20 protein-coding genes and 3 tRNA genes are annotated in these 25,032 nt (G+C 45.5%); 15 read left to right on the forward strand and 8 right to left on the reverse strand.

Annotation, left to right across the window (positions count from 1 at the left end; all coding sequences use genetic code 11):
• Positions 1 to 100: 100 nt before the first annotated feature.
• The 5 genes from AC5O63_RS07420 to AC5O63_RS07440 form a co-directional block, all read right to left on the reverse strand.
• A complete protein-coding gene (locus AC5O63_RS07420) occupies positions 101 to 1,018 on the reverse strand; it encodes a hydroxymethylglutaryl-CoA lyase (protein WP_494504470.1) in 918 nt (305 codons plus the stop codon).
• 4 nt (positions 1,019 to 1,022) lie between these two features.
• A complete protein-coding gene (locus tag AC5O63_RS07425) occupies positions 1,023 to 1,835 on the reverse strand; it encodes an enoyl-CoA hydratase-related protein (RefSeq protein WP_494504471.1) in 813 nt (270 codons plus the stop codon).
• Positions 1,836 to 1,839: 4 nt separating this feature from the next.
• Positions 1,840 to 3,447, reverse strand: coding sequence for a carboxyl transferase domain-containing protein (locus tag AC5O63_RS07430; RefSeq protein WP_494504472.1), 1,608 nt, complete (start codon positions 3,445 to 3,447; stop codon positions 1,840 to 1,842).
• 10 nt (positions 3,448 to 3,457) lie between these two features.
• Positions 3,458 to 4,627 carry an isovaleryl-CoA dehydrogenase gene (locus AC5O63_RS07435; RefSeq protein ID WP_494504473.1) on the reverse strand — a complete coding sequence of 390 codons (1,170 nt, stop codon included), beginning with the start codon at positions 4,625 to 4,627 and terminating at the stop codon, positions 3,458 to 3,460.
• 125 nt (positions 4,628 to 4,752) lie between these two features.
• Positions 4,753 to 5,130 (reverse strand): MerR family transcriptional regulator, encoded by a 378-nt coding sequence (locus tag AC5O63_RS07440; protein ID WP_494504474.1) that lies wholly within the window; start codon positions 5,128 to 5,130, stop codon positions 4,753 to 4,755.
• Between the two features lie 247 nt (positions 5,131 to 5,377).
• On the opposite strand from AC5O63_RS07440, the gene AC5O63_RS07445 reads away from it, so the two are divergent.
• The 8 genes from AC5O63_RS07445 (at position 5,378) to AC5O63_RS07480 (ending at position 15,490) form a co-directional block, all read left to right on the forward strand.
• Positions 5,378 to 6,589 (forward strand): acetyl-CoA C-acyltransferase, encoded by a 1,212-nt coding sequence (locus AC5O63_RS07445; RefSeq protein ID WP_494504475.1) that lies wholly within the window; start codon positions 5,378 to 5,380, stop codon positions 6,587 to 6,589.
• 26 nt (positions 6,590 to 6,615) lie between these two features.
• The gene (locus tag AC5O63_RS07450; RefSeq protein WP_494504476.1) at positions 6,616 to 8,109 is read left to right on the forward strand and encodes a CoA-acylating methylmalonate-semialdehyde dehydrogenase; all 1,494 of its coding nucleotides are present in this window, start codon (positions 6,616 to 6,618) and stop codon (positions 8,107 to 8,109) included.
• 12 nt (positions 8,110 to 8,121) lie between these two features.
• The gene (locus AC5O63_RS07455; protein ID WP_494504477.1) at positions 8,122 to 9,276 is read left to right on the forward strand and encodes an acyl-CoA dehydrogenase family protein; all 1,155 of its coding nucleotides are present in this window, start codon (positions 8,122 to 8,124) and stop codon (positions 9,274 to 9,276) included.
• An 11-nt stretch (positions 9,277 to 9,287) separates the two neighbouring features.
• The gene (locus tag AC5O63_RS07460; protein WP_494504478.1) at positions 9,288 to 10,076 is read left to right on the forward strand and encodes an enoyl-CoA hydratase; all 789 of its coding nucleotides are present in this window, start codon (positions 9,288 to 9,290) and stop codon (positions 10,074 to 10,076) included.
• Between the two features lie 17 nt (positions 10,077 to 10,093).
• Positions 10,094 to 11,224, forward strand: a complete 1,131-nt coding sequence (locus tag AC5O63_RS07465; protein WP_494504479.1) for an enoyl-CoA hydratase/isomerase family protein — start codon at positions 10,094 to 10,096, stop codon at positions 11,222 to 11,224.
• Between the two features lie 30 nt (positions 11,225 to 11,254).
• The gene (gene mmsB, locus AC5O63_RS07470) at positions 11,255 to 12,160 is read left to right on the forward strand and encodes a 3-hydroxyisobutyrate dehydrogenase (protein WP_494504480.1); all 906 of its coding nucleotides are present in this window, start codon (positions 11,255 to 11,257) and stop codon (positions 12,158 to 12,160) included.
• Positions 12,161 to 12,172: 12 nt separating this feature from the next.
• Entirely contained in the window at positions 12,173 to 12,931 is a 759-nt protein-coding gene (locus tag AC5O63_RS07475; RefSeq protein ID WP_494504481.1) for an SDR family oxidoreductase, read from the forward strand.
• A gap of 246 nt (positions 12,932 to 13,177) precedes the next feature.
• Entirely contained in the window at positions 13,178 to 15,490 is a 2,313-nt protein-coding gene (locus AC5O63_RS07480) for a methyl-accepting chemotaxis protein (protein WP_494504482.1), read from the forward strand.
• A gap of 54 nt (positions 15,491 to 15,544) precedes the next feature.
• On the opposite strand, the gene AC5O63_RS07485 is transcribed toward AC5O63_RS07480, so the two are convergent.
• On the reverse strand, positions 15,545 to 16,522 hold the full coding sequence (locus AC5O63_RS07485) for a sensor domain-containing diguanylate cyclase (protein ID WP_494504483.1): 978 nt from the start codon (positions 16,520 to 16,522) through the stop codon (positions 15,545 to 15,547).
• Positions 16,523 to 16,669: 147 nt separating this feature from the next.
• Between AC5O63_RS07485 and AC5O63_RS07490 the strand changes: the two genes are divergently transcribed.
• The 7 genes from AC5O63_RS07490 (at position 16,670) to AC5O63_RS07520 (ending at position 21,385) form a co-directional block, all read left to right on the forward strand.
• Positions 16,670 to 17,014, forward strand: a complete 345-nt coding sequence (locus AC5O63_RS07490) for a HopJ type III effector protein (protein WP_494504484.1) — start codon at positions 16,670 to 16,672, stop codon at positions 17,012 to 17,014.
• A 44-nt stretch (positions 17,015 to 17,058) separates the two neighbouring features.
• Complete coding sequence (locus AC5O63_RS07495) at positions 17,059 to 17,415, forward strand: MmcQ/YjbR family DNA-binding protein (protein WP_494504485.1); 357 nt, start codon at positions 17,059 to 17,061, stop codon at positions 17,413 to 17,415.
• 178 nt (positions 17,416 to 17,593) lie between these two features.
• A tRNA-Cys gene (locus tag AC5O63_RS07500) sits at positions 17,594 to 17,667 on the forward strand.
• Positions 17,668 to 17,882: 215 nt separating this feature from the next.
• Positions 17,883 to 18,785 (forward strand): LysR family transcriptional regulator, encoded by a 903-nt coding sequence (locus tag AC5O63_RS07505; protein ID WP_494504486.1) that lies wholly within the window; start codon positions 17,883 to 17,885, stop codon positions 18,783 to 18,785.
• Positions 18,786 to 19,244: 459 nt separating this feature from the next.
• Positions 19,245 to 20,951, forward strand: a complete 1,707-nt coding sequence (gene dld, locus AC5O63_RS07510; protein ID WP_494504487.1) for a D-lactate dehydrogenase — start codon at positions 19,245 to 19,247, stop codon at positions 20,949 to 20,951.
• A gap of 227 nt (positions 20,952 to 21,178) precedes the next feature.
• Positions 21,179 to 21,265 (forward strand) — tRNA-Leu (locus AC5O63_RS07515).
• A 46-nt stretch (positions 21,266 to 21,311) separates the two neighbouring features.
• Positions 21,312 to 21,385 (forward strand) — tRNA-Cys (locus AC5O63_RS07520).
• 51 nt (positions 21,386 to 21,436) lie between these two features.
• Here the strand turns inward: AC5O63_RS07520 and AC5O63_RS07525 are convergent.
• Positions 21,437 to 22,399 carry a diguanylate cyclase domain-containing protein gene (locus AC5O63_RS07525; protein WP_494504488.1) on the reverse strand — a complete coding sequence of 321 codons (963 nt, stop codon included), beginning with the start codon at positions 22,397 to 22,399 and terminating at the stop codon, positions 21,437 to 21,439.
• A 200-nt stretch (positions 22,400 to 22,599) separates the two neighbouring features.
• Positions 22,600 to 24,999 (reverse strand): hypothetical protein, encoded by a 2,400-nt coding sequence (locus AC5O63_RS07530; protein ID WP_494504489.1) that lies wholly within the window; start codon positions 24,997 to 24,999, stop codon positions 22,600 to 22,602.
• Positions 25,000 to 25,032: the final 33 nt, after the last annotated feature.

Here is a 25,032-nt window from a genome sequence, read left to right on the forward strand (position 1 = left end):
CTTTGGTTCAATTAATAATGGTGATAGTTAACATATTTATATTGATGATTTCACGTGCTTTTTAGAAAGCTGACCGGAAAATTGGAGGTTCGACACAGAATCATTGAAATGAGACAGGAGGAGTCGCTAGCGAGACTTTTGATGTGGGTTGCTTATTTAACTGCTGACAAATCATCCATGCAGTTTGGGTCACTTTAGCTAAATCTACCCCAGTGGAGATGCCTAACCCTTGGCAAAGATAAAGTACATCTTCGGTAGCAACATTGCCCGCTGCCCCTTTCGCATAGGGGCACCCACCTAATCCTGCGACGCTTGAATCAATGGTTGATACGCCCATGAGCAGTGCTTGATATAAGTTGGCTAGCGCCTGCCCATAGGTATCGTGAAAATGAGCGGCGATATGAGAAGGAGAGGTGGTCGAGAAAACCGCCTCTAGGACATTGGCAACTTTTAAAGGAGTGCCTGTGCCTACCGTATCGCCAAGGGAAACTTCATAGCAGCCCATATCCAACATTACCTGAGCAATATCCGCGACTTGCTTGGGATTGGTTGCTCCGTCGTAAGGGCAATCAATGATACAAGATAGGTAACCTCTAACGGGCAGATTATGCTTTGATGCCAACTCTATAACGCCTTCAAATCGCACTAAACTCTGCGAAATTGAGCAGTTAATATTACGTTGGCAAAAACCTTCTGATGCCGCAGTGAATACCGCGACCTGATCCACTCCACACTCTAGGGCTGATTCTAAACCACGAACATTGGGCGTTAAGGCCGAATAAATAATAGGGTGTTGGCGATTGATAGTCGCGAACACCTCACGGGAGTTGGCCATTTGCGGTATTTTAGATTCGGAAACAAAAGCGCCGGATTCAATATGAGTAAGGCCAGTTTGAGAGAGCTGATCAATCAACGCAACCTTAACTTCAAGCGGGAGTGAGGCTTCATTTTGTAACCCATCTCTGGGGCCCACCTCGACGATATTCACGGATTTGGGAAGCTTAATGTGTTGGCTCATTGCTTTACTCCGAATTCCATTTAGGAGCGCGTTTTTCGAGAAATGCTGATAAACCTTCTTGGCCTTGGGGAGAAACGCGAATATTCGCAATCAGCTCGCTAGTGTAGCTTTTCATCGGCTCATCAATTGGCGCCTGATAGCAATGATGGCAAAGCTTTTTGGCTTCGACCAAAGCCTGCGGGCTGTGTTTTAGCAGAGGTGTAATCCATTCAATGGCTTGCTCAGTTAGTTGCTCAGAATTCGATAGCTGATGAACGATATTGAGTGATAGTGCAGTGCGTGCATCGATTCTTTCAGCGGAAAGCATATATCGGCGAGCATTTCTAACGCCAATGGTGCGAATCACGTAGGGGGCTATGGTTGCCGGGACAAGTCCCAACTTCACTTCGCTTAAACAAAACAGTGCGCTCTCATGCGCAATAACTATGTCACAGCAGCAGACTAGGCCAAGAGCCCCACCAAATGCGCTACCCTGAACCACTGCCACGCTTGGGTGAGGGAAGCGATCTAACTTATCGAGCAAAGTGGCCAGCTGAAAAGCATCAAGTTGATTTTCTTGCTGACTCTTTGCTGCCATTGAGCGCATCCATTCTATGTCAGCACCTGCAGAGAAATGTTTGCCATTGCCTGAAAGGATCAGCGCTCGGACACGAGTGTCTGACGATAAGGCATCTAAGTGAGCGATTAGCTGCGAAATAACCTCAGCATTGAAGGCGTTGGCGCTACTTGGGCGATTAAGTACCAAGTGAGCAATACCGTTTTCCTCTAGATGTACTTGAACATCACTTTTCTTGGCTATGCGGCTGTTGCGCTTCATGTCGTCACATCCTAAATATTCCAAATTGGCTATCTTCAACGGGCGCATTGAGAGCAATACGCAGCGCGTGGGCTAAAACATTGCGGGTCTCTTTCGGGTCGATAATGCCATCGTCCCATAGCCTAGCGCTTGCATAGTAGGGGTGTCCTTGGGTTTCATACAGATCAAGGATCTCTTCACGAAAGGCTTGTTCTTCTTGCGCCTGCCACTCTTTCCCTTGCCTTTGCATAACCTGGCTTTTTACTTGGGTGAGTACCCCAGCGGCTTGCTCGCCTCCCATGACAGAGATACGAGCATTAGGCCACATCCACATCATTGTGGGTTCATAAGCGCGGCCACACATTCCGTAGTTACCCGCACCATAGGAACCGCCAATTATGATGGTGAATTTTGGAACGTCTGCACATGCTACTGCCATAACGAGTTTGGCACCGTTTTTTGCAATGCCACCTTCTTCCACTCTTTTACCGACCATAAATCCGGTAATGTTTTGTAAAAAGAGCAGAGGTATTTTTCGTTTGGCGCACAGTTCGATAAAGTGCGCTCCTTTCTGTGCTGACTCAGAAAACAGAATGCCATTGTTAGCCACAATGCCGATTAACTGACCTTCTATCTTGGCGAAGCCACATACCAAAGTGGTGCCAAATAGCGCTTTAAACTCATCAAACTCAGAGCCATCAACGATTCGGGCGATGACCTCTCTGACATCAAAAGAGAGTCGTAAATTGTCATTTACTACACCGTAAATCTCTTCTGCAGCATAATGAGGCGGCGCGACATCATTAAGTGACTGGCTCGGCTCCAAGGGTAGGTTAGCGTTTGAAATTGCCTCTCGTGCTAACAGCATTGCGTGATGCTCATTTTCGGCATAGTAGTCGGCAACCCCAGATTTTCGGCAATGGACATCTGCTCCCCCTAACTCTTCTTCGGTGACCACTTCACCTGTAGCGGCTTTGACAAGCGGTGGGCCTGCTAAAAAGATAGTGCCTTGTTGTTTCACCATGATTGCAACATCGGACATCGCGGGAATATAAGCGCCGCCTGCGGTACAAAGACCTAATACCACAGCAATCTGCGGGATACCTTGTGCTGACATACGCGCTTGATTAAAGAAAATTCGTCCAAAATGTTCTTTATCGGCGAAGACTTCTGCCTGATGAGGTAAGTTAGCTCCTCCAGAGTCGACGAGATAGACACAAGGCAGTTTGCAGCGCTTGGCAATTTCTTGTGCTCTGAGATGCTTTTTAACCGTGAGAGGATAGTAGGTTCCTCCCTTTACCGAAGGATCGTTGGCGATCACCATGCATTGGTGGCCATTGATTTGTCCTATACCAGCCACAACCCCAGCGCATGGTACGTTGTCGTCATAGACTTGCCAGGCAGCAAATAGACCAACTTCCAGAAACGGACTGTTTTCATCAAGTAACATTGCGATACGTTCACGAACGGGGAGCTTACCTTTTCGGCGTTGATGTTCGAGCGCTTTTTTCCCACCGCCAAGCTTGATTGTGTCGCAATCAGCACGCAGCTTTGTTACGAGTGACTCCATTGCGGCGAAGTTTTCCGTATAGAGCTGAGCATCTTTTTTAATTTTAGTTTTTATCGCTGGCATGATGACCTCATTAACGAGTTTCTTCGAATAGTTCGCGACCAATGAGCATACGGCGGATCTCTGACGTGCCAGCGCCAATCTCATACAGTTTTGCGTCTCTCAGTAGGCGCCCTGCTGGGAACTCATTGATATAGCCATTTCCGCCCAGAAGTTGGATGGCATCGAGGGCGATTTGGGTAGCGAGTTCAGCACAATAGAGGATTGCACCAGCGGCATCTTTTCGGCTTGCATGGCCTCTATCGCAGGCTCCAGCGACTGCATATAAGTAGGCGCGCGCGGCATTGGTTCGCGTATACATGTCCGCGACTTTGGCTTGAACCAGTTGGAACTCACCGATCGATTGACCGAACTGTTTACGGTCGTGGATATAAGGTATGACAAGATCTAAACAGGCTTGCATGATCCCAAGGGGACCTGCAGCGAGCACGACCCTTTCGTAGTCAAGCCCGCTCATTAACACTTTCACGCCATGATTAACTTCGCCCAAGACGTTTTCTACGGGCACTTGGCAGTTTTCAAATACTAGCTCGCAGGTATTTGAGCCACGCATGCCTAGCTTATCTAGCTTTTGAGCATGGCTGAAACCCTGAAAGCTTTTCTCGACAATGAACGCTGTAATGCCATGTGAGCCTTTGTCAGGGTCGGTTTTGGCGTAAACCACCAGAACATCTGCATCAGGGCCGTTAGTAATCCACATTTTTGAGCCATTAAGTAGATAGTGGTCGCCTTTAAACTCGGCTTTAAGCTGCATGCTCACTACATCTGAGCCAGCATTGGGTTCACTCATTGCCAGAGCACCGATATGAGTACCGTCGATGAGCTTAGGCAGGTATTGAGTGCGTTGAGCCTCGTTGCCGTTACGAAATATCTGGTTAACGCATAAGTTTGAGTGAGCCCCATAACTCAGAGCGACAGAAGCAGAGGCGCGACTGATCTCTTCCATCACAATGACATGAGCAAGGTAGCCCATTTCTGCGCCACCGTACTGCTCACTGACGGTCACACCCAGTAAACCCATACTACCTAGCTCGGGCCACAGCTGATTAGGGAAACTATTGGAGCGATCTATCTCTGCTGCGAGAGGCGCTATGTGTTGTTGGGCGAATCCACATACATGTTCACGTAGAAGATTGATGGATTCATCTAACCCAAAATTAAGAGGGATGTATTGTGATAGCATAACGCCTCCAAGCGAACGGTTTTTAGCTTATCGTTTCCAAAATCACCGTTCCCATAATTATCATTTCCAAAACTACAGTTTTAAAAACCACTGTTTGAAAAAGACTCGAAGACGTTTGTGCTTATCTAGCTGGTTTGACTCGCCTCTAATGCTTGCTCACATCGTTCGCGAGCAAGGTTGAGATCACTCAGCATATTGTTAATGTCATCGAGTTGGCGCATCAGCACCGCTTCTTTTTCATCAATGATTTTCAGCATTTCAGTTAACTGAGTATCACCTTGATGAGTATCGTAAAGTTCAAATAGTTCACGTATCTCTGCCAGAGAAAACCCTAGCCGCTTACCGCGCAGAATTAACTTCAGTCGGGTTCTATCTCGTCTGTCGTAGATGCGCATACTGCCTTTACGCTCGGGCTGAATGAGTCCCTCATCTTCGTAAAAACGGATGCTACGCGTCGTTATGTCGAATTCTTTGGCGAGATCGCTAATCTTATATTTTTCCACTGAGACTCTATTCCTAGTTATTTAAATTCTTGGCTTGATGGCTGATTCTGAAAAGGTTGAATCAAATAGTTTGCAAATTAGTTTGTTTTGTTTCTTTACGTTTACGTAAATGTTAGTGCTATGCTTACGTAAACGTCAAGAAATTAAGTTAGGCCGATTTAATAGAGAGATAGAGCGGTAATTAGATTGGTCATCAAGACAAACACTCACCAATGAGTAACAGAGCTACGTCAGAGAGGGCGGCGCAATGGAGCAAAAAGAGATTTGGATAGTGTCAGCGAAACGGACTCCCATGGGAAAGTTTCAAGGTTTGTTGGCTGATTACTCTTCACCACAGCTAGGTGCACTGGCAATACAAGGTGCGCTTGAACAGGCTCAACTATCACCCTATGAAGTGGATGAAGTCTATATGGGTTGCGTGCTGCCTGCCGGGTGTGGTCAAGCGCCTACCAGACAAGCGGCTTTGGGCGGTGGTCTTGAGCAAAGTACCCCCTGTACCACAGTAAACAAAGTATGTGGCTCAGGAATGAAGTCGGTGATGCTGGCATATGACTTAATCAAATTGGGCTCGATTCAATGCGCGGTTGCAGGTGGTATGGAGAGCATGACAAACGCCCCTTATCTAATGAAAGAATCTCGCAGCGGCATGCGAATGGGGCATAAAACCACCTATGACCACATGTTCTTAGATGGACTGCAAGACGCCTATGAGGGAGAACTGATGGGTGTTTACGGCCAACAAATTGCCGATCAACTGGCGTTCACACGTGAGCAATTGGATGAATGGGCAACGCAATCTGTTCATAGAGCTCTCGCAGCGGATAAACAGAACATGTTTGGTGATGAGCTAGTGTCTATTTCACTCAAAAACGGCGAGACACTTAGCTATGACGAGCAGCCACGTTCTATCGATGCTAATAAAATTCCCAAGCTGAAGCCCGCCTTTGCTAAAGAGGGTTCAATTACCGCAGCCAACTCTAGTGCTATTTCTGACGGCGCTGCTGCGTTGATCTTGATGGAATCTGAAAAGGCGAGTCGTCTTGAAATGAAACCTCTCGCGATCATCAAAGCGCATTCCACACACGCACGTAAACCTTCGGAGTTTACGGTTGCGCCTGTCTACGCGATTGAACAATTACTCTCGTCCTTGGATTGGGAGGTTGAAGACGTGGATTTGTGGGAAATCAATGAAGCCTTTGCTGTCGTTACACAGATCGCGGTTAAGGAGCTTCAGCTTGATAGTAGCAAAGTCAACATTAAAGGCGGAGCGTGCGCATTGGGGCACCCGATTGGGGCGAGCGGGGCGAGAATTTTGACGACTTTGATATATAGCCTCAGACAACTTCAGGCGTACGGTGTTGATGGGGATGCCACTAAGCGTAAGCCTATGAAAGGGGTCGCGGCAATTTGTATTGGCGGTGGTGAAGCAACTGCAATTGCCATCGAGATTCCAGTTTAAGAGCAAAATACGGAAAGGAAAACACAATGACACAGACAGTCTCTTTGTTCGTCGGCGGTGAGTTTTGCCAATCTCAATCTAGTCAGTGGATCGACGTGACTAACCCAGCAACCAACGAAGTAATTGCAAAGCTTCCGTGTGCTACCGAACAAGAAATGGAGCGAGCTATTCGTAACGCTGAAACCGTCTTTCATCAATGGAAGAATGTGGCGGTGTCGGAGCGTGCTAGGGTCATGCTCAGGTATCAGCATTTGTTGAAAGAGCACCATGATGAAATTGCTGAAATTTTATCGAAAGAGACAGGCAAAACCACGGTTGATGCCAAAGGGGATGTTTGGCGAGGGATAGAGGTGGTTGAACAGGCCGGAAATATCGCCAGCAATATGATGGGAGAAACGGTTGAGAACGTAGCAACCGACATCGACTCCTATTCACTGATTCAGCCTCTAGGTGTGTGTTGTGGTATCACGCCTTTTAACTTCCCAGCGATGATTCCATTGTGGATGTTTCCGCTCGCCATTGCAGCGGGAAACACCTTTGTTTTGAAACCATCCGAACAAGTTCCTTTAACGGCGATGCGTCTGGCACAATTATTTGAACAAGCGGGCGCACCAAAAGGCGTTCTACAGATTATTCATGGTGGTAAAGAGCAGGTGGACTATCTGCTTGAACACCCTGTCATCAAAGCCATCTCATTTGTTGGATCGGTAAACGTGGCTCAATACATTTACCATACGGGCACAGCTAACAATAAGCGTGTTCAGGCGTTTGCGGGCGCTAAAAACCATATGGTTGTGATGCCGGATGCAAACAAAGCTCAAGTCATCAACAACTTAGTCGGCTCCTCGGTGGGGGCGGCAGGACAGCGCTGTATGGCGATTTCTGTTGCGGTTTTTGTCGGCAGCTCTAAAGAGTGGATCAGTGATCTTGCTACTGAAATGGCGAAGGTTAAACCCGGCGCTTGGAATGATGAACAAGCAGGGTATGGTCCCTTAATTAGTCAGCAAGCGAAGCAGCGTGTTACGAGCCTCATTGAGGAAGGTAAGGCACAAGGGGCTAAATGCGAATTGGATGGCACAAATTGCGTTGTTGAAGGTTTACCTGATGGGAACTGGCTCGCTCCAACGCTGTTTAGTGGCGTGACGACCGATATGTCCATTTATCAACAAGAGATATTCGGCCCTGTGTTGGTGTGTTTAGAAGTCGATACACTGGAAGAGGCAATCGAGCTTATCAACAACAACCCATATGGCAATGGCACATCAATATTTACTGCCAACGGCGCCGCTGCGAGAAAATACCAACATGAGATTCTGGTGGGCCAAGTTGGGATCAATGTACCGATTCCAGTGCCGTTGCCTTTTTTCTCATTTACTGGCTGGCGAGGCAGCTTCTATGGCGATCTTCACGCCTATGGTAAGCAAGCAGTACGCTTCTACACGGAAACAAAAACAGTTACAGCGCGTTGGTTTGATGATGATATTCCATCTGGGCCGAACATGACGATTCAGCTTCGATAAAAGGGGGGAGATATGGACTTCGAACTCAATGAGGATCAAAGAGCTTTCGCCGATACCGCTATGCAGTTTGCAAGAGAAAAGTTAGCGCCTAACGCGGCAGAGTGGGACGAGCAACAAATCTTCCCTAAAGAGGAGCTGAGAGAAGCCGGAGAGCTTGGCTTTCTTAGTCTTTACACCCCTGAAGAGCAAGGCGGCCTAGGTCTAAGCCGGTTAGATGCTTCGATCATTTTTGAGCAGCTTGCTATGGGCTGTACGTCGACCACGGCGTTTATGACTATCCATAATATGGTGACATGGATGGTAGGAAGCTTTGCCAGTGACAAAGTAAAACAAGAGATATGCCCAAAGCTGATAACAGGCGAGTTGCTAGGCTCTTACTGCTTAACGGAGCCAAACGCTGGATCAGATGCCGCCTCTCTGACCACAAGCGCCAAACTCACTGAAGATGGCTATGTCATCAACGGAGCCAAAGTATTCATATCTGGCGCGGGTGAAACCGACGTGCTGGTGGTTATGGCGAGAACAGGCAGTGAAGGCGCAAAAGGCGTCTCTGCATTCGTGGTACCTGCCAATATCGAAGGCATTAGCTATGGGCGAAAAGAACCCAAAATGGGCTGGAACTCCCAACCAACACGCAGCATTACGTTTGAGAACGTTGTAATTCCAAAGGACTACCTACTTGGTGAGGAAGGGCAAGGTTTTATCTTTGCCATGAAAGGACTTGATGGCGGGCGAATAAACATTGCAACCTGTTCTGTTGGCACTGCCCAACAAGCGCTTAATCAGGCAATCCAATACGTCAATGAGCGCAAACAGTTCGGCAAAACGATCGGCAGTTTTCAGGCACTGCAATTTAAGCTCGCGGACATGGCAACTGAGCTAGTCGCCGCTAGGCAGTTGGTGAGATTAGCGGCAAGCAAACTCGACAATGGTGATCCTGAAGCAACAACATACTGCGCGATGGCGAAACGTTTTGCCACTGATGTGGGCTTTAAGGCTTGTGATCAGGCACTTCAGCTCTATGGAGGCTATGGTTATATCAAAGAGTACCCATTAGAGCGCCATTTCAGGGATGTAAGAGTTCATCAGATTTTGGAAGGCACTAACGAGATCATGCGCGTTATTGTTGCAAGACGTCTTCTTAGCGAAGGCTCAGAAATACTCTAAGGAAAGAGATTATGTCACAGCATTCAGCTAATCCTATCGAACACAAGATACATAACCATGTCGCTGTATTGACGATGAATAACCCGCCTGCCAACACTTGGACAAAACAGAGCTTGAATCAGCTTAAACACTTGGTGATTGAGCTTAACAACAATATGGATGTCTATGCTTTGGTGATTACCGGCCAAGGAGAGAGGTTTTTTTCTGCGGGCGCTGATCTGAATCTTTTTGCCTCCGGAGACACAAGTGTTGCCGCGGATATGGCGCGCGCCTTTGGAGAAGCCTTTGAGACCTTGAGTGCTTTTCGTGGCGTTTCCATTGCTGCCATAAATGGTTATGCGATGGGAGGTGGGCTAGAAGTCGCGCTCGCGTGCGATATTCGCATCGCAGAGAAACAAGCTAAGTTAGCTTTGCCTGAAGCGAAAGTGGGCTTGCTACCCTGTGCTGGCGGAACACAAAACTTAAGTGCATTGGTTGGAGAAGGCTGGGCGAAGCGAATCATTCTGTGCGGTGAACAAGTGAGTGCCGATAAAGCGTTTGATATCCGTTTGGTTGAAGAGGTGGTGGAGCAAGGGCAAGCACTTGAAGCTGCAATTCAACTAGCGGAGATGGTGGCGAATCAATCTCCACCTGCCGTCTCTGCATGCAAAACACTGATTCAGACGACGCGCTCAAATCCTATTTCTTACGGATTAGTCAAAGAGCGAGAGCTATTTATTCACCTATTTGATACAGAAGATCAGACTGAGGGCGTAAATGCCTTCCTAGAAAAACGTCGCCCAGAATGGAAAAACAAATAGGTTCAGGAGGAAGCTATATGAGTGATTTAGTCCATTTTGCGGAGCTGCCCTGTAGTGACAGTGAGCATAAAATCGCCGTTGCCACCTTAGACAACGCCCCCTCTTTAAATGCGCTATCAATCGATATGTTGGCAAGCTTGAAGCACCAATTGGACATTTGGCACGAGGATGACGCCATTGTGTGCGTCTTGCTTGAAGGCGCTGGAGAGAAAGCGTTTTGCGCTGGTGGTGATGTTCGCACCATGTACAATGTGATGAGCGGTTCGACCGAAGAGCAGATTCAAGACTTTTGTTCGCACTTTTTTACTGTCGAGTATCAGTGCGATTATCTTATTCATACCTATTGCAAGCCTATCATTGCATGGGGGCAGGGGATCGTAATGGGCGGTGGTATGGGGCTTTACATGGGCTCTAGCCATAAGGTGGTAACTCCAGATTCTCGCCTTGCCATGCCCGAAATTAGTATTGGCCTCTATCCTGATGTGGGCGCAACCTGGTTTTTAAATCGGCTCGATAGCGGTGTTGGGTTGTTTCTCGGGCTGACCGGTATGATGGTGACCGCTACGGATGCTGTCTCGCTTCACTTGGCTGACCATATGGCGTTACCTGACCACAAATCTGTACTTCTTCAGCAGCTACAAATCGCTGATTGGGACTGCGTCGATGACGCCTATGAAGTCGTGACAGAGATGCTTGAGTCCTTTGAAGCTGAAGTGAACGGGCACAAGCCCCAAGCGCAGATTTTACCTTATCTCAATCACATTCAGTCAGCTTGCCACGCTGACAGTGCTATTCAAGTTGTCGACAACATCAAGGCACTCTCGTTTGGAGAAAAGTGGTTGGATGTCGCTAAAGATAACCTCGCATTAGGTAGCCCTATTACTGCACATATTTGTTATCGCCAGATGACTCAATACCAGCAGCTATCCCTTGCAGATTGTTTTCGTCTTGAACTTAATCTTTCTGTCCGTAGCGCTCTACTCGGCGAGTTTCGAGAAGGTGTACGTGCGCGATTAATAGATAAAGATGGCAAACCCAACTGGCGCTATAAAAATGTGGCTGAAGTCGAAGATAAAGTCATCGACGGCTTGTTTAGTTCCCTTTGGTCAGACGATAACCACCCATTGTCTCAGCTAGGGCACTACTAGGTTGATAAAAGCAAAAACTGGAGAAACGTCATGGAAACAATCGCATTTATAGGGCTAGGTAATATGGGCGCGCCTATGGCAACCAATCTGGTCAACGCAGGTTTTAACGTTCAAGTGTATGACTTAGTAGAAAGCTTGACTCGACCGCTTGCAGAGATAGGCGCGAGAGTGTGCGACTCACTTGAGAGTGTAGTGGATCAAGCTGATGTGGTTATCAGCATGCTGCCAGCGGGTGAACATGTTAAGTCTGTCTACCTTGGCGGGCAAGGCAAAGAGGGTCTACTAAGCCTGATAAAGCCAGGAAAGCTAGTCATTGATTCATCAACGATTGACCCAGAGTCGGCGCGTTTAGTCGGGCAAGCGGCGGATGAAAAGGGTGTGTTTTTTACTGATGCGCCGGTATCCGGTGGGGTTGCGGGAGCAAAAGCAGGTACGCTGACCTTTATTGTTGGCGGAAGTGATGAGGCGTTCCACAAAGCAGAGAAAGTGCTGCAACATATGGGAAAAAATACCTTCCATGCCGGTCAAACTGGTAGCGGTCAAATGGGCAAAATCTGCAATAACTTGATGCTCGGTATTTTAATGTCAGGGACTTGTGAAGCGCTCAACTTAGGTATTGATAATGGGCTAGACCCTAAAGTGCTATCAAACATCATGTTACAGAGCTCTGGTCGAAACTGGGCATTGGAACTTTATAATCCGTGCCCAGGAGTAATGGAAAATGCTCCAGCATCAAATCAGTACCAACCGGGTTTTATGAGTAAGCTTATGCTAAAAGATCTTGGCCTAGGCTTAGAAGCTGCCTCTAAGAGCCAATCCTCCGTTCCTATGGGCTCATTAGCGCGAAACTTGTATGCATTTCATAACATGAATGGTAATGCTGAGCTCGATTTCTCTAGCTTGTTTGAGTTCTATCAATCGAACAACGATAAGTAAAAGGAGCTTGCTATGGAGTTAAAAGAAAGCGTGATTGCAATCACTGGCGCAGGGCAAGGTTTGGGGCAAATGATGGCTGTGACGTTAGCGCACGCTGGCGCTGAAATGGCCCTTATCGATGTAAATGAACAAGCTTTGAGGCACACTCAAGAACAATGTCATATGCTTGGTGTTAAGGCGTTGACTTATCGAGCCGATGTGACCAATGAAGATGAAGTAGAGCAGGTGTTTAGTGACATTGTCATTGACTTTGGTCATATAGATGGCTTAGTCAACAATGCGGGTATTTTACGAGATGGTCTGCTAGTGAAAGTCAAAGATGGCGAAATCTCAAAGATGTCACTCGAACAGTTTAACTCCGTGATAAACGTAAACCTTAACGGGACGTTTCTCTGCGGGCGAGAAGCAGCGTTAAATATGATTAAAACTGAGCGCAAGGGCGTGATTATCAATATATCCAGTGTCGCTCGCGCGGGAAACATAGGCCAAACTAATTATGCCGCTTCAAAAGCAGCAGTGGCGACTCTAGCGACAACATGGGCGAAAGAGCTTGCAAGGTTTGGCATTCGGGCTGCGGCGATAGCGCCGGGCGTGATAGAGACCCCGATGGCGGCGCAAATGAAACCGGAAGCGATTGCCCGATTAGAGTCTATGATTCCTGTTGGGCGAATGGGAGAAACTGCAGAGATAGCAAATACGGTTAAATTTATTTTCGAAAACGACTATATAAACGGTCGTATTATTGAGGTTGATGGTGGGATAAGAATGTAGGGTTATTTATGTATATGCAACAAGTATAAAAATATGCCTCTAAATAGTTAGATTTAGAATATTTTCGACAACTAATCGAAAAGTTTAAATTTTGTGCTTACACTTATAGAACAGCATGCATATACAAATAATAACTCGGCTTATTAGAGATACTTCATCTGGAAGAAATGTATTACTAAAGCGTTGGTTGGCGAGTTTCCTCTAAATAAACAGGCAGATACGGAATATCTGTGAGGGGTTGTCGTTATGAAAATTGCAACGAAGATAGTGTTGGCTTCAACGCTATTGTGCACCTTGGCGGTTGTCGCAACCGGTGTCATTGTCGGATGGCGTTCTTCAGGACTTTCTGAACAAGCGTTATTTGAACGGGCAACCAGTCAATTGATTTCCGTTCGTGAAATTAAGAAAAATGAAATTGAAAGTTATTTCAAACACATAAGTGGTCAAGTCGTAACGACCGCCAATTCTGTTGGGGTCAAAGATGCTATGAGCGCTTTTAGTGAAGCGTTCAAGTCATACCCAATAGAGCAAGTCTCTCAAAGCGATATCGGGCAGTTACAATCTTATTACCAAGCAAATTTTGGCGCGACCTATAAAGGGGCAAATGGCGGAGCATCGGCTAATGAAATGCAAAAGCTCAATGCATTATCCCCCCTTAGTAAAGCGCTTCAAGCTCGTTATATCGGTACAAACCCTAACCCTCTTGGTGAAAAACACAATTTAATGAGTGACTCTTTGGGTACCGAATATGATTCTGTCCATGCTACGTATCATCCAAGTATCAAAGGATTCTTAGAAGAGTTTGGTTATTACGATATTTTCTTAGTCGATGTTGAAGGTAATATCGTTTATTCAGTATTTAAAGAGCTAGACTATGCAACTAATTTAAATTCTGGCCCTTATGCGAATAGTGGTATTGCCAAGGCGTTTAAAAATGCGCTGAATTTGTCAGCTAATCAATATCACTTAGAAGATTTTTATCCTTATTACCCCTCTTACGAAGCAGCCGCTTCTTTTATTGCCACTCCAGTAAAAAATGCGAACCAAACATTGGGTGTGTTGATCTTCCAAATGCCTGTTGATGAAATCAATCGAATCATGACTTTCAACAGCAATTGGAGTTATGCAGGCTTAGGAGAAAGTGGCGAGACTTACTTAGTTGGACAAGATGGATTACTCCGTAGCGAATCCCGATTCTTAATGGAAAACCCAGACAGCTATTTTGCGGCATTGAAGGAAGCAGGTGTTTCTCAGTCAGTGTTAGCACAAATTGAAGGCAAGTCTTCAGCGATTGGCCGTCAACCTGTTGCAACTGCAACCTCAAAGGCGGCCCTCAGAGGCCAAAGTGGATCTGACATAGTCACCGATTATCGTGGCGTAGAAGTGCTTTCTGCTTACTCTCCGGTCAATGTCGCAGGGTTAACTTGGGGTATTGTGACTGACATTGACAAAGAGGAGGCTTTGGAAGATCTAGAGACTTTAATTAGCTCTCTGTTCATGACTGTAATCAGTAGTATTGTCGTAGTGGTTGCGGTAGCGATGTTTATTTCTTATCTACTCGGTAACAGCATTGCTAAACCGATCAAGCTTGCTAGTGAGAAAGTGCAGTGGATCGGCAAAAACAATGATCTGACCCAGCGTCTAGAAGAGTCTGGTAAAGATGAAATGACCGATTTAGCTATCTCGCTCAACTCGTTGTTTGCTCATCTACAAGATATCATTGGCCAGTTTGCACAAACCACCAATAACCTTAATAGCAATACCCAGAGCATGGCGGGCAACATGAACAGTACCCGTGAATCGGTTGCTGACCAAAATCATAGAACTGAGTCGGTAGCGACTGCGGTGAATGAGATGAGCGCTTCGATTGCCGAGGTAGCACAATTCGCGACGCGCGCAGCAGAGTTTGTTAAAAATGCCAATGATACCGGCAGTGAAGGTGTTCAGGTTGGTCAGAACTTAGGTAGTGAAATCTCTCGTTTAGACGCAGAGATGAAAACCGCAGTCGATGCGATCCAAAGATTGCATACTGAAACTAACTCGATTGCCGAAGTGCTCGATGTTATTCAAGGAATAGCGGAACAAACTAATCTTCTAGCGCTGAATGCTGCGATAGAGGCTGCAAGGGCGGGTGAGCAAGGTCGTGGCTTTGCGGTCGTTGCGGATGAAGTTCGCTCCCTTGCTGGCCGAACACAGTCCTCTACTGAAGAAATTCGAGAAAAAATTGAATCACTTCAACGCGAAACTCAAAGTGTGTCTCAGAGTATTGAAAGTGCTAACAACACAGTGTCTGAAGGTGTCACCACCTGTGATAAAAACACCGAGATGCTCGAGCAAATAGTGACTATGCTCAATGACCTAAATGAGATGAACGTGCAAATCGCAGCTGCTACTGAGGAACAAAAGGCTGTAACTGACGAGATAAGTGGCAGTATTACTTCTATTGCAGATGCCTCTTCAGCGGTATCGGTTCAAGTGCAAGATGTCGATGATGTGCTTCAAGGTTTGTCTAGCGAAGCCGATCGATTGAATGCGGAAGTGTCGCAATTTAAATATTAGACAAATGTACAAGGAACGTGGCTCTTGAAGCGAGAGCCACCACTTTTTAAGTTTCTAACTAAGCGCTTTGTGCTCACTCTTTACGTGATACATGGCGTTGTCGGCTAAAGAGATCAATGATTGTAAACAAAGTCCTCTCTCACAAGGTGCGAAATGTATACCAATGCTCACATCTGTTACATCTAGCTCCTTAGTGGTGGCTAGCTTCTCTGAGTAGCGATTACTGATGGTTTTTGACAAGTCTGTGAGCTCATCATGCTTAGAAACAAGAGTAAGAATAGCAAACTCATCTCCGCCAATGCGCGCAACTATGTCACTGGGGCGACAGGCCGTTTGTAGAATACTCGCTACGCTAGTGATCGCGACGTCCCCAAATTCATGACCATGTGTATCGTTAACTTTCTTTAAGTTATCTATATCAATGTACAGAAGGCCGATATTTTGATTATAGCGAGGTGCGTCTTTAAGCTTTTGTTCTCCCAATAAGGTGTAACCGCGACGGTTCAAGAGTCCAGTAAGCTCATCAGTTAATGCCATATTTTCAGCTTCTTGCAAGCGGCAAGCGGTTTGAATATCCGAAGCTATGAGCCGTGCGAGTTGTTCTAGTAGCTTAGATAGAGCAAGAGGATAGACAGTTTCTTTCGTATCGATGACACAAATAGTGCCGAATAGCTCTCCATCTGGCCACAGGATAGGAGCCCCACAATAAGATCGCACTGGTCCTTGAGCGACGGCGGGAGCGTCTAGCCAATTTGCATCTTCAACAGCACAACCTACATATAAATCGTCGCGCGTTTCCATGATGTGGCGACAAAAGCTCTTCATTTCCCAAGGCCAGGTGGTGTTGTTAGGCAAAAAATTATCTTCGTTTTGGCTTGATACCACGACATTAAATTCACCTTGTCTAAGCTGTACGATTGCTCCGGTTGAAGCTCCGTATAGTTCGGAGAGCAAGTCAACGAGCTCTTGCCACTTATCAAGGTCGATAAAATCGCTTTTGGTGTTTGCTACACAGTGTTCTGGGCTGATCATGTTTACTACCTGTTGAACATGGGATATTTGGAACAATTCAATAGATTAATTATAGAACTGTCTTGGTTGGGCTAAATGGTAAAGTCTCCTTTTTTTCTTTGTATCAATATCATAGACTCAAGACAAACCAAATGGAGTAATTTAATTATGGATTTATCAGTATTTTTAGATCGCCTCTCAAAGTCACCGAATTCAGTTCAATTTGAAGACACCATGGCGGTCATTGAAGCAAACTATGAGTTCACGCCAACCGCGTTTGTCAACGGAGAAACCTTAAACGACGCAAACCAGAATAATGGCTCGTGTAAAATCTTTGCGTTTGGCCTTCTAAACCAATTAGACCCTTCATCAACACTGGCTTGTTTTGGCAAGTTTTATCGCGAAGATGTCTTAGGCAACCCAGATGGACAAGACCACGCTAACATCCGTAATTTTATTCACTTTGGCTGGCAAGGCATTAGATTTGAGGGTGATGCACTCGTTACTAAATAGTAGATAAAGGAGCCTAGTGCTCCTTTTTAGTTGGAGCCTTTGATATGAACAACTCAGATTTGGCTAAGTATTTAGACAGTTTTAAATGTGCAGAGTCCGGTTATCCGTTTGGCCCTGATGCCTTAGTATATAAAGTAAAAGGTAAGATGTTCGCGATACTTGCCGAGCGCGAAGGGCGCGAGTACGTGACGGTGAAAGTTGTTCCTGAAGATGGAGAAGTTCTCACCTCTCAGTTTAACGATATTACTCCCGGTTATCACACCAACAAAAGACATTGGGTGACGGTTTACTATCCTGGTGATGTCGAAGATGGGCTTGTACAAGATCTTTGCGAGCGCTCATATGAACTGGTGGCGAAGAAGCTTTCAAAGGCCGATAGAGTTGAGTTAGGCATTAGTTAATGAACTGTTGGTGGAATGAGGGTGCAGGAAAATCCGCCTTGATTGCTCGAACTCGCATCATGTTGCTTTAAAACTCAGCAAACAAACGGAATAATTCGATTTTTGTTTGACTCTCTAAGCTCAATCCGTAGAGTATGCATCGAACGCAGCGGTGGGTAACTAAAGCGTTTGAAAGAAGGGCGCGTTGGCAGAGTGGCTATGCAGCGGATTGCAAATCCGTGGACCTCGGTTCGACTCCGGGACGCGCCTCCATTCTTTTCTCGGGTGCGGCAACAGCAATATCCGAATATGAAAGCGCAGATGTGAAAGCATCAATACTAGACCAGCGAAAGCTGGTTTTTTTGTATCTGAAGTAAGATAAAGCGATCTAGTTGCGCCTGACACAGCGCACAAGTGTGACTCTAGGATCAGCATTTATTCTCTAATCTCCATACAATACTTGTTCTCCAGGTTAGTAGTGAAGACACATGAGAAATACCGACGACTATATTATTTTCTACCATTTGGTTGAGCAGGGATCATTTAGTGCTGCTGCGAGGCATATGGAATTGACGAAATCGGTTGTCAGTAAGCGCATCGCTAAACTTGAGCAAGATATCGGCGTTCAACTCCTTTACCGAACGACTCGAACCCTCAAACTGACAGAGTCTGGGCAATCCTTTTTTGAACATGCGAGAAGTGTTTATCAAGCGGTAGCCACGGCTGAGGAATCGATTGTAGGCTTAGGTAAGAGCTTATCTGGCAACATTAAAATTACCGTTCCTATCATATCCGGTGAGTTGATCTTACCTACTGTTATTGCTGAATTTAACCAAGAGTATCCCGATATCAATATTGATATGGAGTTGGATAATCGCTTTGTGGATATCGTTAATGAGCGTTTTGATTTAGCCATTCGCACTGGGGTTCTTCCAGATTCGAGCCTCATCGCGCGTAAGTTAGTCGATGCCAATTGGATTGTATGCGCCTCACCTAAGTACATAGCGAAAAATGGTAAGCCTAAAACGCCGAAAGAACTAACAAAACACAATTGTTTAGCCTATGCCTATCAGGAAACGGGAGCGAGAGAGTGGGCGTTTAAAAACGGTGACAATGTGTATCAAGTCAAAGTGGATGGCAATCTGTGTACTAATAACTCTTCAGCCTTACGTAACGTTGCTTTGTTAGGGCAGGGGATCATTTACGTGCCTCGTGTGTTGGTTTATGAAGATTTACAGCAAGGTCGGCTGATTCAACTGTTCAAAGAGGAAACGGCAAAGTGCCTCGGTATCTATGCGGTCTACCCATATACCCGCCAACAGCCTGAAAAAATTAAGCTTTTCATTGAGCACTTGTATCAGTGCTTTCAAGAGCGTAGCTATCAATTTTAATCAAAATCGCCCTCTTGCTTAACGGAATCTAGCCTAGAACACTTTTTCAAACTTAAGACTTGAGTTTCTATCAGCTGCTTCTTTGTTGAGAGCCTTGGCTTGTCACAATAATCCAACACTCTCGTGATGTTTTTAGTTCGATTTGTTGCTGGCAGTATTTAGACCTTGTAGGCATTAATTGTACATAACTCCTTTTAAAATATAGAGTTTGTACACCAAATCGCATTCGCTCGATTCTCAATATGAATCTATTTGTTAACATTTGAATCTTGTATTGTTTCTTTATGGAAACGATATGTTTCTTTGTTGATATTTGGCTTTTGAAAATATTAACTATCTGAAACTATTTAAGAAATTAACATTAGAGTGATTGTGGCTGTCACAGGGTTCACTTGCGGTCATGGACGTAGAGAATTGGACTGCTTATATTGGTTGGGCACAATAATTAGAGATACGGATATGAAACAGAAGCAGCTGATTGACGCATTTACCGCGATCGTAGGGGAAGAGAACGTCCTGACCGATCAAGTTAAAAACAAGTATTACCGCAGCGGCTTTCGCTCCGGAAGCGGTAGTGCTCTAGCCGTGGTTTTCCCCAATACACTTGTTGAACAATGGAAAGTCATTCAGCAATGCGTTGAGAACAATTGCATTATCATTATGCAGGCTGCGAAAACGGGACTGACCGAAGGGTCTGCACCAAGCGGAAATGATTATGATCGCGATGTCGTCGTCATTAACATTACCAAAATGAAGCAAATCTACCTCATTGACGGTGGCAAACAAGCAATCTGTCTTCCAGGCGCTAGTCTTCATTCTCTAGAGAAAGAGTTAAGAGCAGTCAATCGAGCGCCACATTCAGTGATTGGTTCTTCTTCTCTGGGTGCGACAGTCGTTGGCGGCATTGCAAACAACTCCGGTGGCGCATTAGTAAAACGCGGCCCTGCTTACACTGAGCTAGCCATTTTTGCTCAGGTCGATAAAAAGGGGCAACTTCACCTTGTCAATCACCTCGGGATCGATGGCCTTGGGTCGACACCAGAAGAGATTTTGCAAAACCTCCAAGATGGAAACTTTGACCCTGCCGATGTCATTCATGACGAGCGTATGGCATCAGACAAAGAATATGACGAGCGCGTTCGTGATGTGACTTCTGATATTCCATCGCGTTTCAATGCAGATGAGCGTCGTTTGTTTGAGGCAAGTGGCTGCGCAGGCAAATTAGGTGTATTTGCAGTGCGCGTGGACAGCTACCCAATCCCGCAAAAAGAGCAAATCTTCTATTTGGGTACCAATGATCCGAATAAACTGACCAAACTAAGAAAAGACTTTCTAACCCAGTTCGAAAACCTGCCAGAAATGGGAGAGTATCTCCACCGCGATATCTTCAACATGGCAGAGAAGTACGGCAAAGATGTGTTCTTATCGATTGATAAGTTGGGTACCGACAACTTACCTAAGATGTTTTCATTGAAAGCGAAAGTGGAAAACTTCTTAGAGCGCGTGCCTTTAGTCAGTAAATATCTCCCAGATACGATTTTGTATTACGCGAGCAAGTTGTTCCCTCAACACTTGCCACAACGCATGTTGGAGTACCGTGACAAGTACGAGCATCACCTTGTGCTTAAAATGAGTGATGGTGGTATTGCAGAAGCGCAAAAGTATCTGCAAGAAGTGTGGGCGGTAGAGCCTGATAGTGACTTCTTTGAATGTACTCCGGAAGAAGGGAAGAAAGCCTATTTGCATCGCTTTGCAGCAGCAGGGGCAGCTATTCGTTATGAAACGATCCACCGCAACGAGGTTGAAGATATCGTTGCGCTCGATATTGCATTAAGACGAAATGACGAAGAGTGGTTAGAAACCTTGCCAGAGGAAGTGAGCCAAAACTTGGTTAAGTCGCTCTATTATGGACACTTTATGTGTTACGTGTTCCACCAAGATTACATTTTCAAGAAAGGTACTGACACCAAGCGAATGAAAAAGTTGATGTTAGAACATCTAAACAGCCGAGGGGCAAAATACCCGGCAGAGCATAACGTCGGGCACTTGTACGAAGCAGAAAATTCGTTGCAAAAGTTTTACCACCAGTTAGATCCTACCAATACCTTTAACCCAGGCATTGGTAAAATGGACCGTTATAAACGTAACTGTAATTGCTGTGCTTAAGCAATGAATACCCTAAGAGCCACATTCTAAGTGGCTCTTTCTATTTGAGGTGGCGTTGAAGTTTTGATCAAATTGCTTAACTGGCAAACGTTAAGTTGTCTTTTTAACCAGTTGAATCAAAATGAATAAATTTATTGTTGACCTTGAATCTCAATCCGTTAAAGTACACCTCGTTCTCACGGCATAGGTCGTTAGAACAGGTGGTGTTACCATCGCATGATTGCGTTGCCCTGGTGGTGGAATTGGTAGACACAAGGGATTTAAAATCCCTCGGCGTTCGCGCTGTGCCGGTTCAAGTCCGGCCCGGGGCACCATCTACTTTTCTGGCTAGAGCCGGTTAGGTAAAAAAGCAAAATTTGAGGCGCGTTGGCAGAGTGGCTATGCAGCGGATTGCAAATCCGTGGACCTCGGTTCGACTCCGGGACGCGCCTCCATTCTCTTATGAGAAAGCAACCAGCTTAGGCTGGTTTTTTTATGCTTGTTACTTAGCTCTCGCACAAATCTACATACGCGACGCCATTTTTTCCGCCTTTCTTGACTTTATACATCGCAGAGTCCGCTTTCTCATAAATCTCATCAAAACGATATTGAGTTCCCGAAAACAGACAGACACCAATACTAAAGCCGATTTTGGCGTATGGGGAGTCCGGCTGAATTTCTGGTGTGACGTGAGCAAGCAAGGTATCGCAAAACTCCTGAATCTGATTTTGACTGTGGATGTGACTTAACATAACAAACTCGTCTCCACCCAGCCTTGCTACGATTGAACCCGGAATAGCGTTACGTTCTAAGTTCCCTGCGATTTGAATTAGCAGCTTATCGCCGGCTTGGTGACCAAGTTGATCATTGACGGATTTAAAGTTGTCTATATCAATAAAGACAAGCGCAGAGCATTTAGAATTACTGGGCAGCGAGTGAGTTAAGTAGGATTGTTCAAAGGCGCTTCTATTCAGCAGACCGGTCAGGGGGTCACTATTAGCGAGCTTAGCGAGCTGTTGTTCATAACGTTTCTCTTGGGTGATATCGACATGAGTCCCCATCATTCGCAGCGGTTTGCCGTTAGAGTCATACTCGACAATTCTACCTCTGTCAGAGACCCAACTGTCACTACCATCCTTGTGAATCATTCTATGAACGACTTCATAGAGATCGGTTTTGCCTGCTAAATGATCCTCAAATGCACCCACAGCCAAATCGTAATCTTCAGGGTGAAGTTTGCTTTTCCAAGTATCGACGGTTGCTGTCAGCTCGTTTGATTGAAAGCCGAGCATTTTCCCCCATTCCATATTAAATATTGTCAGGGTTCCCGAAGGCACATGCTGTTCCCATAAACAAAGACCAGTGCCATCTAGTGCCAAGTTGAGTTTTTCTTGCAATCGTTCATTCGCCTGTTGCAGTGACTCAACTTGCGCTTTCAAATCTTCGATCTGCTTTTGGTATTCTTCCATGAATATCATCTGCCTTGCTGATATCTATCAGGTGAATGTGACTATACGAGATTCGTGGTCGGATTTCTAACCATAAAAGAACCCCCTTCGTCAGTTGATGAAGGGGGTTTTACACTAAGAAGATGAGTAGTGAAGTCTGTGTTGCTTTGTCGAATCAAACAGGTACGGCATTATTGCGCAGTGTTGCCGACTCAGCTTTTTTAGTTTGAACAACTCCTCCCATTTGGAATTCCGTTGCCTGAGAACTCGACTCTCAATTGCTCAACCGAGTTCAAGTACTGATTATTGCTGGTATCTGTACTATCAAAATTATTGAGTGTTACATTCCAGTTGGTAAATGGAGTCGGCTCAAAATAGGCATAAGCAAACTTGTCTGAAAGTGATCCGTCGGTAATGATACTTACTTGGTTGTTAACCGCATCATCGAGTCGGTAGTAAAAGGCGCGTGTTATCGGGTTAGCGCTAAACTTAAACTCTTCTTGTCTGAAGCGATCATAGTAGTTTCCGCCGTTAGAAATACTCAAATTGAATTGTTTACCGTAGGGAAGATTTTCACCTTCGATGAATACGCGAATCTTGTCTAATCTCACGCGGTCAAAGGCGCAGAATTGCGATTGCTCCAGTGGGACATTGAAGTTGAACTCACCCGTTTTGAACAAGGCTTCAATTTGTTTAGCATCGTCAATGACGAAGTTGTCGATATTGAAATCTTGCGGCGCAGGTTGAAAGCGATTGAGCGCGTTGACGTATTCATTCTCAATAGCAGCCAGATCAAATTGGTATTCTAAGTAGGATTTACCTAAGCTCGGTTTCACATCACTATCTTTAAGTGCCCAATACTCATAGGCGGCGACATAGTTTGAAAGGGCCACGAACATAGGACGTTTGAAGTGCAATGAGACTCGTGATAGCTCTTGCTCAATACGTTTTTGTACAGCGCTATCTTCGCTGGCACTCGCGATTAGACTTGTTAAGCGGTCCTTTTGATTGAGGGTGACTTTACGCGTTAGGAGTAAATCAACCAGTTTTGCTTGCTCCTGAACAAGATTTAACTGCGATGCATTAATGGCTTTGCCTAGCAGAACTTGTTTTTCCATTTCAAGAAGATAAACGCGAGCGCCCTTAATACCTAATGAGTCAGCGTAACGTAGGTTGCTTCTTACCTCAGTTAACATTAAATCCCATGCGAGATTACTCTCATTTAAAGAGGGGACCGCGAAATCAAACGAGTCCATAGTCTCTGAAATTCGCTGTTGCTTAATCGTGGACTTAACTTCGTTGGTAAGAGAAGCAATCCCCGCAACAGTCTTGGTGATGCTATCAATGATACCAGTAACATTCTTAACGTTTGTTACTAGGTTCTTTGCTTTGTCGAGCGCTTCTGGCGTTTTCGCCAATTGCTCGGTTACGTCATTAATGCCAGACAAATTACCTGTGAATACACCACTTACCGCGCCTCCAATTTCTGCGATGGCTTTAAAAATCGCCAGTGCTGCGTTGAGTTGTTGTTGAGTCTTCCAGACTTCGACACCATACAGGTAATCACTGCGGGCGCTTAACGCCGTAAGCTCCTGAGTTTTGTATTGCGCTTCAACAGCGGTAACACTATCGAGCAGTTTAGCGATGTTTTGTTCGGACTGTTTTACGATGGAGTCCTGAGATTCTAGAACATCATCGATGTTCGCTAGAGCCAGGCGGGTATTTTCAATTTTGTCTTCGATGCGGCTATTTCTATCTGAGACCAGTTCACGTTTCTGCTCAAAAGCGATCATTGCCTGAAGGTAGGCTTTGTATTTCTCTTGATACAGTGAACGGTCGAGATAAGGGACAAAGTTGTCCGAGCGGCTACTTAAGTCGGTGAACTGTTTGAAAGCTACGGTCTGAAGATAAAGGTCAGTTAACAAAGGATCTTCAGAAACAGTTTTACCCGCGTTTCTCATGCTCACTTCGAGCCAATTGAGTATTGCCAGACTTGTCGCTGGTTGAGTGTCGTATAAGCTTGTAGCCATATCGAAAGAGCGGTTAGCAATATCAGAGAACTGTTGTTTCGCCAATTGTATGTTGGCAGCTAGTTCAGTGGAAAGTTGTTGCTTAACATAGTGTTCTTTCGACAAAATAATCGAAGTGCCTTGGCTCTCTTTAGTATCAATTGTGTCCGCGGTAACAGTGCCCTCTGGTGTGAAAGCCAACACATTAAATGGTGTTTCCATTTCTTGGGCAATAACGGTGACGGAAGCCGCAGCACCTTGTTGGCCGAGCACAAATGTTGGTACGCCTGCGCCTACCACTCGGCGAGCAAAGATCACGATATTTTGGTTGTTCATGACCAAGTTAAAGTTTTCATCTACTTCCAAAGTGTCCGCGAAAATATATATCTTGGTAGGTTTTACTTTGTATAAATTTTGCTGATTAATCCATTCTTTAAGGTTTACATACAAGTCAGAGGTAGAACGTGTTACAGAATCATTTTGTACGTATGGTGTGTTTAGCCATTCTGGGTATTCAGTATTTGCAGGCAGGTCGTTGATATTAAGCCAATCAGAGGCAATGACGCCATTTGAAAGCGCTGCCGTAACAGCAAGGACAAGGATCTTCTTCATTTTTATTTCCTTATTTTTCGCTACCTTTGGTTT

This window comes from Vibrio sp. SCP2, from assembly GCF_059295395.1.

Coding starts and splice junctions, on each gene's coding strand:
- AC5O63_RS07505 (WP_494504486.1), top strand. CDS start 17,883: ATGAGAAATACCGACGACTATATTATTTTCTACCATTTGGTTGAGCAG.
- AC5O63_RS07460 (WP_494504478.1), top strand. CDS start 9,288: ATGTCACAGCATTCAGCTAATCCTATCGAACACAAGATACATAACCAT.
- AC5O63_RS07480 (WP_494504482.1), top strand. CDS start 13,178: ATGAAAATTGCAACGAAGATAGTGTTGGCTTCAACGCTATTGTGCACC.
- dld (WP_494504487.1), top strand. CDS start 19,245: ATGAAACAGAAGCAGCTGATTGACGCATTTACCGCGATCGTAGGGGAA.
- mmsB (WP_494504480.1), top strand. CDS start 11,255: ATGGAAACAATCGCATTTATAGGGCTAGGTAATATGGGCGCGCCTATG.
- AC5O63_RS07425 (WP_494504471.1), bottom strand. CDS start 1,835: ATGAAGCGCAACAGCCGCATAGCCAAGAAAAGTGATGTTCAAGTACAT.
- AC5O63_RS07465 (WP_494504479.1), top strand. CDS start 10,094: ATGAGTGATTTAGTCCATTTTGCGGAGCTGCCCTGTAGTGACAGTGAG.
- AC5O63_RS07420 (WP_494504470.1), bottom strand. CDS start 1,018: ATGAGCCAACACATTAAGCTTCCCAAATCCGTGAATATCGTCGAGGTG.
- AC5O63_RS07455 (WP_494504477.1), top strand. CDS start 8,122: ATGGACTTCGAACTCAATGAGGATCAAAGAGCTTTCGCCGATACCGCT.
- AC5O63_RS07495 (WP_494504485.1), top strand. CDS start 17,059: ATGAACAACTCAGATTTGGCTAAGTATTTAGACAGTTTTAAATGTGCA.
- AC5O63_RS07435 (WP_494504473.1), bottom strand. CDS start 4,627: ATGCTATCACAATACATCCCTCTTAATTTTGGGTTAGATGAATCCATC.
- AC5O63_RS07490 (WP_494504484.1), top strand. CDS start 16,670: ATGGATTTATCAGTATTTTTAGATCGCCTCTCAAAGTCACCGAATTCA.
- AC5O63_RS07530 (WP_494504489.1), bottom strand. CDS start 24,999: ATGAAGAAGATCCTTGTCCTTGCTGTTACGGCAGCGCTTTCAAATGGC.
- AC5O63_RS07485 (WP_494504483.1), bottom strand. CDS start 16,522: ATGATCAGCCCAGAACACTGTGTAGCAAACACCAAAAGCGATTTTATC.
- AC5O63_RS07525 (WP_494504488.1), bottom strand. CDS start 22,399: ATGGAAGAATACCAAAAGCAGATCGAAGATTTGAAAGCGCAAGTTGAG.
- AC5O63_RS07430 (WP_494504472.1), bottom strand. CDS start 3,447: ATGCCAGCGATAAAAACTAAAATTAAAAAAGATGCTCAGCTCTATACG.
- AC5O63_RS07445 (WP_494504475.1), top strand. CDS start 5,378: ATGGAGCAAAAAGAGATTTGGATAGTGTCAGCGAAACGGACTCCCATG.
- AC5O63_RS07475 (WP_494504481.1), top strand. CDS start 12,173: ATGGAGTTAAAAGAAAGCGTGATTGCAATCACTGGCGCAGGGCAAGGT.
- AC5O63_RS07450 (WP_494504476.1), top strand. CDS start 6,616: ATGACACAGACAGTCTCTTTGTTCGTCGGCGGTGAGTTTTGCCAATCT.